The organism is Enterococcus sp. DIV0840 (assembly GCF_050527835.1).
GTDB lineage: Bacteria > Bacillota > Bacilli > Lactobacillales > Enterococcaceae > Enterococcus_L > Enterococcus_L ureasiticus.
The window spans coordinates 2066967-2081719 of the sequence record NZ_CP172876.1; the positions used below are offsets into that span (position 1 = coordinate 2066967).

Consider the following 14753-nt stretch of genomic DNA (forward strand, 5'->3'; position numbering starts at 1 on the left):
CTTTACTTTATAATCATCATGATTAATAGCTTTCATTGTTGGTATAATCAAATACTCGCTGGATGATCCATTGGGAATTATTTTCGGGTACTATACCATGTGCTGGTTTTACGATTGTTACAACACCATCTTTTGCTTTACTCTCGTCGCTTGCTTCAATCGGCACTTCTTTTCCTAATTCTTGTATTAACAAATCACCGTCTTCTTCTGTCGCAACTTGAATGATCAGTTTGCCTTTGATTGTTTCCTTCCCTTTTTTTAAGCCTTCTTTGATAAATGTTGTATCAAAAAGCTCAAGATTAGGAAGGAGTTTCATTGAAATCGTGGTCTTTGCTTGAGTTTCAAGATTAAAAGGTTCAATCCCAGCTACCCCTAAGTCCAAACGGCTACGGTCTTTCAACCGAATGGTATTCCAGTATTTTTTATCGTTGTAATAGGTTACCTTCTTAGTATTAGAACCTCTTCTTTTCATTTTTGGCGCATCAATAAAACTGACGCCATTTTCAACAGTCAGTGAGGTTTCTTTGCCTTCTAACTCTAATAAGGCTGGTGGTCTTGCTTTCGATATAAATGTACCTTTATCTGCGTACGCAAAGGTTTCTTCCCCTTGATTCATCAGGGAGGCCGTGGTCAACATAAAATTACCCTCTTTTATTTGAATCCTCCGTTTATCATTTTTCCCACCAGTAATAGAGACACCGTCAATCTTAATATTATTTTTTGGGGGTGTTAAATAAACATTAGAGCCCGCAATAACAAAACCGCCGTTCATAAACTGATCCCAAAACTAATCAATTGGATTATTGATCTTTGCATCACTGGCATACTCACCAAAATTGATCGACGGATTGCCTGTTGTCTCTTTTTCTAAAGTAATTTCTCCTTTGGTTAAGAAAAATCCTTGATCTGTTTTAGCTGATCCAGTATTGTTGACCAATAAATTCGGCGTTTTTATCTCGTATGAGTCGTTATCCACATAAAAACCTGCGTTCTTATTCGTTGAATTACTTACATCAATATTGACGTACACCCCTACATCTGCTCTGATATTAAGATTTTTTATGGCATTTATCTCTTGTGTTAGGTTTTCGTCATTACGCAGTGCCATTATATTTTTCGCTATAATCGATTTTTTCCCACTCAACAGCACACCATTTTTTAATAAAAAAGAACCCGCAATGTTTAAATCTTTATATATAACTGAATTGGTGCCTTTCCAAAAATTCAAAAAAGTACCATCTTGAAGATCTACTAAGAAATTATTGGACCGACCGTAACTTGTTTCATAATTGTTGAAATATTCTGAATATGGAAATAGTGGTTGATTGGATTGATAACGATAAATACGATCCATTTTACGAATCCAGGTATCGGCTGTAATCAGTTCATCTCCGTCAGCAAGTGATGGTTGGTAATAAACATACCTCCAAGCATCTAATTTTAAAGTTGCCGCATCCTGCTGGCCTTGTGTCCATTGAAACTCATACACATAGTCTCCTTTAGACGATGCTTTTTTTTTCTGTCCATTTTTTCCAGTTTGTTCCACTTTAACCTCTAATTGAAAGGTAGTATTCGTGTTGACTATTCCCTCTTTAGAATCACTTGCATCCATTGGTATCCAACCACTAGCATCGCTGTTCTCAGAGATAAATTTATATGGATTGATGATCGAAACAGTTGGATTAGAAACCTTTACAGTATATGAAAAATCATGCTGCTTGCCAATATTGCTTTTTTTAATTGGCTGATTTTTCAATTCGTTCGTTACCTCAGACATTTTATTTGTTAAAACTGTTTTATCCAGTCCTAATTCAATGTTTCCGGATAGTTTTGTTTCAATCGTTTTTTTGATCGTCATTGAGGCTTCTTGCAAAGCATATTCTTTTACATCCTTCATTTTTGCCAATTGATCCACCGCATTTATTTGCAAAAAATTTTTTCTCGCCTTCAGAAAAATCCCCATCATTACAAGACTTACAATTAGGATCGCTCCCAGTGCATAAAGCAAAGCATAACCTGCTTCATCATTTTTCAGTTTTTTACCATCTGCCTTCACCGGGAATCTCTCCTTTTGCTTTTAGCTCATCACGATAAGTAAATTCTGCTTTTCGACTATATAAAATAGTTGCAGCTTCTTTTTCTTCGACGCCGCCTTTTCCAGATACATTTATTTCCCCATTTTGAACATAGCGATTAAAATCGATCGTTCCTTTATAAAATAAGATCGTCACACTGGTTTGAATCGTAAAGGTATCTCGATAATTTGGCGTCTTAAATTGTGTTTTTAAGGATTCATTTTTGTTTTTCTGCTGAAAAATTTTGATTTTATAGTCTTGATTTTTTAAACGATAGAAACGTGCTTCTGAATTTTTCCCACTATCTTTTGTGGCATCTAATATATCAGTTAGTCCAATTTTATTTTTCCCTGGTTCTGTTAAAGCAATTGGTTTTTGACTAGCTACTTCCGAATCGAAAACACTAATGATTTGATCTTTCTGCCAAGGTTTTTCTGATGAAGCTGTTGTAGGAAACTTTCCCAAGTAGCCAGCTTTTTCGTAAAGTCCTTTTTTTTTCGATAGTTGATTTATTTGAGCTACGATATCATTTGCGGTTTGCTGAAACTCGACTTTTTGTCCTTGAATCGAAAATGCTTTACCGATACTGCTGATGATCGCTCCAAAAAATAGAATCACGATTGAAAAAATTGCTAAGGTCGCAATCATTTCTACTAATGTTAATCCGTCTTCATCTCTCAGAATCTTGCTCATATTTTTCTCCTTCAATTTCATCGCTAATAAGTGATTACCCAATTAAATAGGGTTTCCGTTATTAATTGTCCCGTTTTTTCATCATAAATTTCCAAGACTACTTCGACACCGTCTCTGCGAGGATCATAATTGCTTGAAGTATTTTTAAAACCCACTTTACATAGCACTAAATAAGTATGTTGATTTGCAGTTCCAATATATCTGCCTAAGTAATTACTTTCTTCTTTTTCTAAAGAGCCTTCATCTGCATCTTTCCACTTCTCAGGGAGTAATCTTGCTTTATCTGGATAGTTATACTCGATTTTTCGCTCTTGTTGTTTATTCTCTGTCTCATTCGTCTTATCTACTCTGTCAGTCAAATCAATCTCATGCTCACCGTAAATAGGAACATTGCCGCTATTTGTCTGAATTCCTGAATTATCGAGAATTAGATAGTTTCTTCTTATCTTTTGATCGTTCGTTAGTCTCTCACTATCCTTTACGCTGAACACATATTGATTTAATCCAGCTAAGTCTTGCGTTTGCGCCCGGTAACCGATCCATTCACGAAGTTCATCTCGAATATATTGTGCTTCTTTTTTCTTTTCGTTCAATTCGATCATTTGCTGATTTCGAACCAACATTGACGCTAACAACATAAACGACGTTCCTAATATAACAACTGCTACTAAAACTTCTATCAAGGTCAAGCCATCTTCATTTTTTATCATCAAAGCGACCCCTTCTGTATAAATAACATATAAAACTTAAAACAAAACTATAATATCCTTACAACTATAGAACTATAAAACATCATTACAGTTTTAACAATCCATAAAATAACTTTTTTTATTGTTTAAAATAAATATAAAAACCAAATTTAACATTATTTTAAAATATCAAAATTAAAATTTCCTCAAGAAAAAAATGGTTTCAAAAACAAAAAAACTAGTTTTAAGTCAAAAATCAATTAATTGATCCTCATTAAAATAATCATTCCTAATATCATTTTTTTTATCATTACAATTATTAAATGAATTAAACGGGTGTTTAAATCACTAAAAAAATTTTTCATTTTTTTGTATTCTCCATTCTTTAAAATTAAAAAACAATGAGAAAAAGCAGTTAAGGCAAAACGGAAATCGTTTTGTCTTAACTGCTTAAAATCTTAGCATATTTTTCTATTGTCACTTTCTCTATATCTTCTGAACCAGTTGATTCATGTAAAATCAAAACTCTACATTCTTGTTAACAGAATCTTATGCGTCTCCTGTTGTCGTTAAAACAAACATCATAGTTTGTTTTAACGTTTTTAGAAACACCTTCAAAAGATTTTTTTATAACATATCAAATAATGATAATTGATTTTCATCTGGCAAATCTTTCAACACGCCATTTTCAGTCATATACTCAATCAATGTTTTTGATACTTTCCCTCGACTCGCAAGGTCTTCCTTAGATAAGAATGGTTCCTCTCTTGCTTCTACAATTGATTTCGCAACGTTGAGTCCCAAACTAGGCACCGCTCTAAATGGTGCAATCAACGTATCTCCGTCAATCACAAAATTCTCGGCATCTGATTTATATAAATCGATCATACCGAATTTAAAGCCGCGTTCAATCATTTCGTTCGCAAGTTCTAAAACCGTTAATAGATTTTTTTCTTTTGTAGAGGCTTCCAGACCTTTATCTTGAATCTCTTTCATTCGGGCTTTCACCGCTTCTTTCCCTTGTGACATTGCAACTAAATCAAAATCGTCTGCACGAACAGAAAAATAAGCACAATAGTATAAAATCGGGAAATATACTTTAAAGTAAGCAACACGCAACGCCATCAAAACGTAAGCTGCAGCATGGGCTTTCGGGAACATATATTTGATTTTAGAACAAGAATCGATATACCAATCTGGTACATTATTTTCCTTCATTGCCGTCAAATATTCTTCTCTTAATTCATCAGGAATTTTATTCCAAAGTCCTTTACGTACCGTCTCCATGATCTTAAAGGCCATACCACTATCTAAACCTGCATGAATCAAATAAACCATGATATCATCTCGACAACCAATAACTTCAGCTAGCGTCGCTTCTCCTCGGCGAATCAATTCTTCAGCATTGCCTAACCAAACATCGGTACCATGAGACAATCCAGATATTTGCAGTAACTCAGCAAAAGTTGAAGGATGTGTCTCTTCCAACATGCCTCGTACGAAACGAGTCCCAAACTCTGGGATTCCCAAAGTACCCGTTTTAGAATAAATTTGCTCAGGTGTCACGCCAAGGACTTCTGGCCCAGCGAAAATCCGCATCATTTCAGGATCATCTGTCGGAATTGTTTTAGGATCGATTCCTGATAAATCTTGCAGCATCCGAATAACAGTAGGATCATCATGTCCAAGAATATCGAGTTTCAAAATATTATCATGGATCGAGTGAAAATCAAAGTGAGTTGTTTTCCATTCAGAATTTTGGTCATCTGCCGGATATTGGATTGGCGTAAAATCATAAACATCCATATAATCCGGGATAACAATAATCCCCCCTGGATGCTGTCCAGTCGTTCGTTTAACACCAGTAGAACCTTTCGCTAAGCGATCGACTTCTGCTCCTCTAAAATGAAGATTATAGTCTCGCTCATAGCCTTTCACAAATCCATAAGCGGTCTTATCTGCAACTGTACCAATGGTTCCAGCACGATACACATATTCTTCTCCAAACAAAACTTTTGTATAGTTGTGCGCTTCAGCTTGATAATCTCCTGAGAAGTTCAAATCGATATCGGGTACTTTATCCCCATGGAATCCTAAAAAGGTTTCAAACGGTATATCATGACCATCTTTAAACAATCGTTGCCCACAGTTTGGACAATTTTTCTCTGGCATATCAAAACCAGAACCATACGATCCGTCTTCAAAAAATTCAGAGTGTTTACAGTTGATACAATGATAATGCGGCGCCAAAGGATTGACCTCTGTAATCCCTGTCATCGTCGCTACAAAACTTGATCCCACAGATCCACGAGATCCAACTAGATAGCCATCTTCCATACTTTTATGCACTAGTTTTTGTGAAATCAAATAAATAACCGAAAACCCATTTCCGATAATACTATCCAATTCTTTTTTCAATCGTTTTTCAACAATATCAGGCAATGGATCACCATAAAGCTCTTTTGCACGAGTATAACTTAAATTTCTGATTTCATCTTCCGAACCTGGAATTTTTGGTGTATATAAATCGTCTTTAACCGGGGTGATTTCATCACACATATCAGCCACAGCATTAGGATTTTCTACAACGATTCGATGTGCAGTCTCTTCGCCTAAAAATTGAAATGCTGTAAGCATTTCGTCTGTTGTTCTAAAATGAACAGCAGGTAAACTATGTCGATTCAATGGATTAGCCCCGCCCATCGAACCTACTAATATTTTCCGATAAATACTATCTTCTTCATTTAGATAATGAACATTTCCAGTTGCAACAACTGGCTTCTCTAATTCATCTCCAATTTTCACCAAATTCGTAATGATCTCTTCTAAATCGGCTTCACTTTTTACTAATTCTTGTTCTAGCAATGGCGCATAGACAGCTTTGGGCATGACTTCGATATAATCATAGAATTTTGCTCGATTTTTAGCTTCTTCTACCCCTTTTTGCATCATAGCTTCAAATATTTCACCATTGGAACAAGCAGAACCAATGATCAAACCTTCCCGTAATTTACTCAACTGAGAGCGAGGAATACGTGGAATTCTGAAAAAATAATTGATGTTAGACATTGAAATCAACTTAAAGAGATTTTTCAAACCTGCTTGTGTCGTAGCCAAAATCGTTGCATGGAACGGTCTGGCACGTTTATAAGAATCGCCTTCTCCAATATGCATATTCAATTCGTCATGATAATTCATATTATGATTTTCTTTAGCATCTTTCAAAAAGATCCAACATAAATGTCCTGTTGATTCAGAATCGTAGATTGCTCGGTGATGTTGTTCCAAGTTAACACCAAACTTCTTGGATAATGTGTTTAGACGGTGACTCTTGAATGTAGGATTTAAATAACGAGACAGCTCAAGCGTATCGATAACCGGATTTTCCGCTTCTGGGATATCATATTTTCCGTAACTCGTATTTAAGAAGCCCATATCAAAGGATGCATTGTGGGCAACAAGGATCGTGTCTTTTGAAAATTCTCTAAATAAACGAAGCACTTCTTCTTCTGATTTAGAGCCTCGGACCATCTCATCTGTAATCCCAGTTAAATTAATAGTTGTTTGAGATAATGGATGACCTGGATCGATAAATTGTTCAAATGTATCGATAATGTTTCCTTTATGCATTTTAACAGCAGCGAGCTCAATGATCGTATCATAAACAGCTGACAATCCAGTTGTTTCCACGTCAAATACAACATAAGTTGCTTCACTTAATTCTATATGTGCTTCGTTATACGCAATCGGCACACCATCATCTACGACATTAGCTTCAACACCATATAAAATTTTAACGCCAGCTTTTTTTCCAGCACTATGAGCATCTGGAAATCCTTGCGCTCCACCATGATCGGTGATAGCAATCGCTTTGTGTCCCCATTTACCCGCTTGAGCGACATAATCAGCAACGTTGTTTGTTGCATCCATCGTACTCATATTGCTGTGTAAATGAAGCTCGACACGTTTATCGCCTTCTGGTGCATAGTCTTTGCGCGGCGCATGTTTGACTTCCATCAAATCTTGACAGTTCATAACTAGATCTCGCATAAAAGTATCTTCTTGAATACTTCCACGAACCCGCACCCAGCTATGTTTTTGAATCGCATCAAAGATTTGTTCATCTTTTTCACCATTTGAGAATTTTTTAACGATGAATGATGATGTATAATCGGTAATCTTTAAAATCAAGATTTTCCGTTTAGAACGTAATTCCCGCACTTCTACATCAAAAACAAAGCCTTCGATCGTTACCCGACGTTCTTCTTCTAAAATATTGCCCATCGGCATGATTGGTTCATCATTTGGTATATTTCGACCAAGACGAATCGGTCCTTCAAGGGCTGGACCTTGTTGCTGCTGTTGTTTCTTCTTTTGTTCATGTTTAATAAGCGATTCAGCTGCTTGTTGTTGGAATGCAGCATCTTGTTCCTGCTTGCGCTCTTCAAATAATGCCAGCACACGTTTAGCTTGCTGTTCATCCATTTTAGGTTCGATATGAAATTTTTGAAAACCATAGTTGAAATAAAGCTCTTCAATGATTGGTAAATATTGTTGTTTTAAATAAGGAATAACAGCGTCATTATCAACGGGTAAAATAATTTTTTTATCTTCAATGACTGGAGTTTGTGTTTTGATCACTCGCTGAACTAGAGGCGTATCACATTGGCTATTCAATAATGCTAGTTGCCAATAATCCGTCAATTGTTCTTCTGTAAATTCATTTTTATCCGCTGAAATTTTTACAGATACTCCTGCAATTTGCTGAAAAGCAAGTTCTAATTGCTGCATAAACGATTGATACAGCATTACCGGTAATATTTCAGTGAATCCTAAATGGAATTCCCATAAGCGGCTTTGTTGATGAACGACAACTTTGTCAATTCTACCTTGTTGAATGAGTGGATGCTGCCGCTCTTGTTCATTTAATTGAATTTGATCAACCAACTTTGCAAATAACTCTTGTGCCTTGTCTGCCACTGATGAACCTCCTTTTAATAAAAGCGGAATGCGCTCTTCCAGTTCTGACTGGACTGAAAATAAGATAAAGGTCTTTTTCTTCCCTATTTTTACTCTTTTTCAAAATATTAGCAAAAAAACTTACTCTATTTAAAACTCTCAGCTCTTAGCTGGATAACTTGATAAGAAAGAGGCCCTTAGACATTTCTGCCAAGTGCCTCGCCACAGTTAAGTATACTATTTTTTCTACTGAAATACAATGTAAACAAAATCTCGGCTATCTGATTTAAATGTATTTTTCACCTAATAGTCCTAAAAAAAACATTTACGGAATCTAATTGAGGATCGATTCCGTAAACATTTTAGATTTATTCTTTATCTGCGTTCAATAAGATAGATAATGTACTTTCAAGTTCTTCTTTTCGAACCTCAACCATTTCGCCAGTTCGTTTGATTTTCACTTCGACTACACCATCAACAGCCTTTTTACCCACTGTGATACGGATTGGACAACCAATTAAATCTGCATCTGCAAATTTTACGCCTGCGCGTTCATTACGATCATCAACTAATACTTCATATCCAGCTGCTGACATTACTTCTTCCACTTCTTGAGCAAGTTTCGTTTGATATTCGTCTTTAATGTTCATTTGAACAACATGTAAATCAAATGGTGAAATTCCTGTTGGCCAATTAATACCATTTTCATCGATATTTTGTTCAACGATCGCTGAAAGCAAACGACTGACACCAATTCCGTAACAACCCATGATCACATGTTTTTCTCTGCCATTTTCATCTAAAACCGTTGCTCCCATTGCTTCACTATAACGCGTTCCAAGTTTAAAGATATGACCGATTTCGATCCCTTTAGTAAACTCTAAAACACCATTTCCATCAGGAGAAGGATCGCCCTCTTGAACAAAACGTAAATCTTCATAACTGATTGGTGTAAAATCACGTCCTGAATTAACATTAGTATAATGGAAAGCAGTTTCGTTTGCTCCAGTGATTGCATTCGCTAAGTCTTGGACATGTAAGTCAGCAAACAATTTCACTTCTTCAGACAACTCAACTGGGCCAACTGACCCAAAATCGGCGCCTAAATATTTACGTGCATCTTCCTCTGTTGCTTCTTCTAAGAAGTCAACACCTAAGAAATTTTTCAATTTAACATCATTCACTTCATGATCTCCGCGAACTAAAACCAAAACAGGTTCTGCATCAGCCATAAATAAGACCGACTTGATGATTCGTTGTGGTTCCACGTTGAAAAATGCCGCAACTTGTTCGATCGACCCAACATTCGGTGTTGCTACTTTTTCGAGATCTAATTGTGTTTCATGTGATTTTTTAGGTGTATACAGGCTCGTTGCCATTTCTAAATTTGCAGCATAATCGCCATCAGTAGAGAAACAAATTGTATCTTCACCGATATCTGAAATAGCCATAAACTCTTTAGAATCTTTTCCACCCATAGCACCACCATCACCGATGATTGCTCTAAAATTCAAACCACAACGTTCAAAAATAGCCGAATACGCTTTTTCATAATCACGGTATGATTGATCCAAACTTTCTTCATCAGCGTGGAAAGAATAGCCATCTTTCATGATAAACTCTCTACCTCTTAACAAACCAAAACGCGGACGTTTTTCATCACGGTATTTTGTTTGAATTTGATAGAGATTTAATGGTAACCGTTTATATGAATTTACCTCATCACGAATCAATTCTGTAAACGTTTCTTCATGTGTTGGACCAAGAATATAATCACGCTCATTACGATCTTTTAAGCGATAAAGATTTGGGCCATATGTTTCATAACGTCCAGATTCTTTCCACAATTCTGCTGGTAATAATGCTGGCATCAACATTTCAATAGCATCGATCTTATCAAATTCTTCGCGCATGATTTTTTTTAATTTCTCAAGTACCCGATTTGCTAGTGGTAAATAAGAGTAAATCCCTGCTGAGACTTGACGAATATAACCTGCTCTCAGTAACATTTGATGGCTTAATACTTCCGCATCATTTGGCACCTCACGTAAAGTTGGGATTAACATTTTTGACTGTTTCATTAGAACTCTCCTTTGTTTAAACGAATTGTTGAATCTCCTCAAGTGATTCGTTATAAAATCAAATTAATTAGTTAAAAGAAAAAACGTTGAATATCGTTCCAAGTTACTAACACCATCAATACCATGATGAAACCAAAACCAATCAGTGTTAGTATTCCTTCTTTTTCTTGACTTAAAGGTTTCCCTCTAAGGCCTTCAAAAATATTTAAAACGATCTTACCACCATCTAAAGCTGGTATTGGAAGTAAATTAATGATCCCAAGATTGACTGATAACATAGCCATCAACCAGATTACTGTATTTAGTCCTGCTTTCGATGCTTCTGAAGACATTTGGAACATCATTACCGGACCACCCAATTTATCTAAACTAAATCCAGTAAACAATGATTTCAGCGCTTTGAAAATTTGCATAGAATTATTTACGGTTTCTTGAACTCCGCCAAGCAGTTTATCTGCTAACCCAGTTTTCTTAGGCGGTAAGATACCAATTACACCAATTTCTTGTTTGCCAGATTTTTGACTTTTAGGTGTTATATCGACCTCTCTTGTTTTCCCACCTGACTCAACCATTAGATTCAATTCTTTGTCAGGACTATCTTGAATAATTTTTGTAAAATCATTCCAGTCACTAACAGACTTGCCATCGATCGATACGATTCGATCATCAGCTTTTAAGCTAGCTTTTTCAGCTGGACTATCTGGTTGAATGCCACCGATTAGATTCGTATTTGTATACGTTACGCCACCTTGCATAAAAACATAAAGTGTAAACAATACAAAAGCTAAAATAAAATTGTTCATTGGTCCAGCAAAATTGGTCAGCATCCGCTGCCAAAGTTTTGCTGACTGGAACTGTACATCGATAGGTGCAATTCTAACTTCTGTTCCGTCTTGTTCAATAATCGTTGCATCGTGATTCACTTTATACGTGATCTCTTCAGATTCATCACCGTTGACATAGCCTTTGATAAATAATTCTCTTTCTAAATCTGCTTCCAACATTTCCATCGGAATACTATTCGTCAATTGAACTTTTTTACTAGTATTGATTTTAACGACTTCTTCCTGTTCATTCAATTCAACAGAAAGAGTCATTCCAGGGGCTAGCTCCGTTTCATCCTCACCCATGCCAGCCATGCGTACATAACCGCCAATCGGTAAAATCCGAATCGTATAAGCTGTTCCATCTTTTCCTTGATGTGCAAAAATCTTTGGTCCCATGCCAATCGCAAATTCACGTACTAATATTCCTGAACGCTTTGCGAAGAAAAAATGTCCAAATTCATGTACTAAGACAAGAATTCCAAAGACAATAATAAATGTAATAATTGTTTTCATAACAGACCTTCTTCCTTTATCCATCTTTCTACGATAGTTCTTGTTTGTTTATCGATTGCGATCACTTCTTCCAAAGTGACCTCGTTCGTTTCTGTATAGTTCCAAACTGCTTTTTGGACAAACTCTTCGATTTGAAGATATGAGATTTTGCCGTCAATAAATGCATTTGCAGCAATTTCGTTGGCTGCATTATAAACTGTTGGATACGCTCCACCTTTTTTTCCGACTAGAAAAGCTAACGCTAGCATTGGAAAACGGTCAAAATCCATTGGCTCAAAATTCAATTGACCAATCTGGGTTAAATCGAATGCTTTTTCATTTTGAATCGGCAAACGAGTTGGATACGTCAATGCATATTGAATCGGCTCACGCATGTCGCTTGGTCCAAGTTGAGCCAAGTATGCACCGTCTTTTAAAACAATCATTGAATGAACAATACTTTCTTTATGTAAAACAACTTTTATTTTATCATAATCTGTACCAAATAACCAATGGGCTTCAATAACTTCTAACCCTTTATTCATCATTGTCGCTGAATCTATCGTAATTTTTTTGCCCATTGACCAGTTTGGATGGTTTAGCGCCTGCTCCAAAGTGACTGATTTAAGTTCTTCCCGCGTCAAATCTCTAAAGCTACCTCCAGAAGCCGTGATCACTAACTCTTTTAGATTGCCCTTTTGTTGACCATCCAAGCATTGGAAAATGGCAGAGTGTTCACTATCAACTGGTAGAATGCTAACATTATTTTTTCTTGCCGCTTCCATGACCCAATGACCCGCCATAACCAAAGTTTCTTTATTTGCTAAAGCAATATCTTTCCTTGCTTCGATTGCAGCCATTGTAGGTTTCAATCCCACACTTCCTGAAACAGCCGTTAATACAACATCAGCTTCTTCAAGCGTTGCAGCCCTTACCATACCTTCTTCTCCTACGCCAAATTCAATTTCTGGGAAACGGTTGTGAAGTTCTGTTTTTATTTTTTCTGAACCCACACCTACATAGCTTGGTTTCAGTAGCTCAATCAAGGCCGCACCCTTTTCACTATTTGAATGGAACGTTAGTGAAACAATTTGAAACAAATCAGGATAGGCAGTAACAACATCAACTGTACTTGTACCGATAGAGCCTGTAGCACCTAATAATGCAATTTTTTTCATAGTAAAAAGAAAAACCCTGAGCATTCAGAGTTTTTTACCTTCCCTTCTTGTTTAGAAATTAAAATAGCCCGAATAAATGCATGATTGGAAAAACAAAAAGTAAGCTGTCAAAACGATCTAATATGCCGCCGTGTCCTGGTAAAATAGTTCCAGAATCCTTTACATCATAGTGTCGTTTGATGGATGATTCAACTAAATCTCCAAATTGACCGACGATCGAAAAAATCACTGTGATGATCAGCATAATCGGTAAATTATAAACAAATAATTCTTTATTAGGTGTCAACATTAGGAATAAAAATGCTACAACAACTGCACATAGAATTCCGCCTAATGAACCTTCAATCGTTTTATTAGGTGAAACTTCCGGCCATAATTTTCTTTTCCCAAATCGTTTTCCAATGAAATAAGCGCCGATATCCGTTGACCATACAACAAATAATGCATAAAGCAAAACAACAAAACCAGTATGTCTAGCACTCACAAAGTTTTGGAACCCAACACCCACGTACAAACTTGTAATAACTGGAAAACCAGCTTGAGAGATGGTATACATATTTTTTGAAGCAACTAAACCGCCTAATAAAATCATGACCGTTAGATAAAATAGAATAAAATTATCTGCTTTCTCTGGCAAAAAGAAAAACCAACGATCTTTTGGTAGAACTAAAAATACTGCTCCTAAAGCCGAAAGCACGCCTTCAAAACTAGCGATTTCTAGTCCTTTCATTCTGAATAATTCATAAACCCCTACAACTGCTAATAACGCTGCTGCAAGTTCAATCACAAAGCCCCCATACCAAATGATCGGTATAAACACTACTAATGCTACGGCCGCTGTAATAACGCGCTGTCTCATTTATCTTCCTCCTCTGTTTCCTTCAAGCCACCAAAACGGCGATTTCTATTTTGAAACGATGCTAGCGCACTTTCTAATAATTCATCATTAAAATCAGGCCACAAAGCATCTGTAAAAAACAATTCGCTGTAAGCAACCTGCCAAAGTAAAAAGTTGCTGATTCTTTCTTCACCACTCGTACGAATCAATAGTTCTGGATCTCTTAAATCATCTGCTAAAAAGCCTGTCATCAAATGATCCGCAATCGTTGCTTCAGTAATATCCTCTGGCGAAAGTTGACCATTTGCTGTTTTTTCAGCTATTTCTTTTACCGCTGTCAGAATCTCTGCTCTTGATCCATAGTTTAAGGCAAAATTTAAAATCATGCCAGTATTATTTTTAGTTTGTTCAATTGCACGTTCTACCGCATCTTGAGTATGTGCTGGTAAAAATTCTTTGTAGCCCATCACTTGAACCTTAACATTTTCTTTGATTAATTCTGGTACAAAGGTATCGAAAAAATCTACTGGTAACTGCATTAAGAAACTTACTTCATCTGTTGGCCGCTTCCAATTCTCAGTAGAAAATGCATATAAAGTCAGGACCTTGATCCCTAATTTACTTGCGTGTTTTGTAACCTTTTTTACAGTATTCATTCCTTCTTTATGCCCAGCAATTCGTGGCAAGCGACGATTTTGAGCCCACCGTCCATTCCCATCCATAATCACCGCTACGTGTCCTGGAATTGGACCCGCACTATCAAAAGTAAATGTACTCTCTTTTTGTATGTATTTATTCTTTTGCGGAAAAAAACGTAACATATTTTTCCCTCCATTCCAAAAATCTATCTAGACTATTATAGCAATATCTTTGTGAAATGCCTATGCAAATGAAAAAATTTCTACATTATTTAATAAAATT

At 36.2% G+C, this 14753-nt stretch carries 10 protein-coding genes; all 10 read right to left on the reverse strand.

Annotation, left to right across the window (positions count from 1 at the left end):
• Positions 1 to 22: 22 nt before the first annotated feature.
• On the reverse strand, positions 23 to 772 hold the full coding sequence (locus IGL98_RS09850) for a hypothetical protein (protein ID WP_206911339.1): 750 nt from the start codon (positions 770 to 772) through the stop codon (positions 23 to 25).
• A 15-nt stretch (positions 773 to 787) separates the two neighbouring features.
• Complete coding sequence (locus IGL98_RS09855) at positions 788 to 2056, reverse strand: hypothetical protein (protein ID WP_206911340.1); 1269 nt, start codon at positions 2054 to 2056, stop codon at positions 788 to 790.
• The gene (locus IGL98_RS09860; protein ID WP_206846811.1) at positions 2040 to 2768 is read right to left on the reverse strand and encodes a PulJ/GspJ family protein; all 729 of its coding nucleotides are present in this window, start codon (positions 2766 to 2768) and stop codon (positions 2040 to 2042) included. Before IGL98_RS09860 ends, IGL98_RS09855 begins: the two co-directional genes overlap by 17 nt.
• A gap of 23 nt (positions 2769 to 2791) precedes the next feature.
• Positions 2792 to 3478, reverse strand: a complete 687-nt coding sequence (locus IGL98_RS09865; protein ID WP_206911341.1) for a type IV pilus modification PilV family protein — start codon at positions 3476 to 3478, stop codon at positions 2792 to 2794.
• Between the two features lie 606 nt (positions 3479 to 4084).
• Positions 4085 to 8437: a PolC-type DNA polymerase III gene (locus IGL98_RS09870; protein WP_206911342.1), complete on the reverse strand. Its 4353-nt coding sequence runs from the start codon at positions 8435 to 8437 to the stop codon at positions 4085 to 4087.
• A 347-nt stretch (positions 8438 to 8784) separates the two neighbouring features.
• Positions 8785 to 10497, reverse strand: coding sequence for a proline--tRNA ligase (locus IGL98_RS09875; RefSeq protein WP_206846808.1), 1713 nt, complete (start codon positions 10495 to 10497; stop codon positions 8785 to 8787).
• 71 nt (positions 10498 to 10568) lie between these two features.
• Positions 10569 to 11837: an RIP metalloprotease RseP gene (gene rseP / locus IGL98_RS09880; RefSeq protein WP_206846807.1), complete on the reverse strand. Its 1269-nt coding sequence runs from the start codon at positions 11835 to 11837 to the stop codon at positions 10569 to 10571.
• Positions 11834 to 12994, reverse strand: a complete 1161-nt coding sequence (locus IGL98_RS09885) for a 1-deoxy-D-xylulose-5-phosphate reductoisomerase (protein ID WP_206911343.1) — start codon at positions 12992 to 12994, stop codon at positions 11834 to 11836. Before IGL98_RS09885 ends, rseP begins: the two co-directional genes overlap by 4 nt.
• 58 nt (positions 12995 to 13052) lie before the next feature.
• Positions 13053 to 13853 (reverse strand): phosphatidate cytidylyltransferase, encoded by an 801-nt coding sequence (locus IGL98_RS09890; RefSeq protein ID WP_069644823.1) that lies wholly within the window; start codon positions 13851 to 13853, stop codon positions 13053 to 13055.
• The gene (locus tag IGL98_RS09895; protein ID WP_206846804.1) at positions 13850 to 14653 is read right to left on the reverse strand and encodes an isoprenyl transferase; all 804 of its coding nucleotides are present in this window, start codon (positions 14651 to 14653) and stop codon (positions 13850 to 13852) included. Before IGL98_RS09895 ends, IGL98_RS09890 begins: the two co-directional genes overlap by 4 nt.
• Positions 14654 to 14753: the final 100 nt, after the last annotated feature.

Excerpts from the sequence above, each read along its gene's own strand:
- IGL98_RS09850 (WP_206911339.1), bottom strand. The coding sequence starts at position 772 with ATGAACGGCGGTTTTGTTATTGCGGGCTCTAATGTTTATTTAACACCC.
- IGL98_RS09860 (WP_206846811.1), bottom strand. The coding sequence starts at position 2,768 with ATGAGCAAGATTCTGAGAGATGAAGACGGATTAACATTAGTAGAAATG.
- IGL98_RS09865 (WP_206911341.1), bottom strand. The coding sequence starts at position 3,478 with ATGATAAAAAATGAAGATGGCTTGACCTTGATAGAAGTTTTAGTAGCA.
- IGL98_RS09875 (WP_206846808.1), bottom strand. The coding sequence starts at position 10,497 with ATGAAACAGTCAAAAATGTTAATCCCAACTTTACGTGAGGTGCCAAAT.
- rseP (WP_206846807.1), bottom strand. The coding sequence starts at position 11,837 with ATGAAAACAATTATTACATTTATTATTGTCTTTGGAATTCTTGTCTTA.
- IGL98_RS09885 (WP_206911343.1), bottom strand. The coding sequence starts at position 12,994 with ATGAAAAAAATTGCATTATTAGGTGCTACAGGCTCTATCGGTACAAGT.
- IGL98_RS09890 (WP_069644823.1), bottom strand. The coding sequence starts at position 13,853 with ATGAGACAGCGCGTTATTACAGCGGCCGTAGCATTAGTAGTGTTTATA.
- IGL98_RS09895 (WP_206846804.1), bottom strand. The coding sequence starts at position 14,653 with ATGTTACGTTTTTTTCCGCAAAAGAATAAATACATACAAAAAGAGAGT.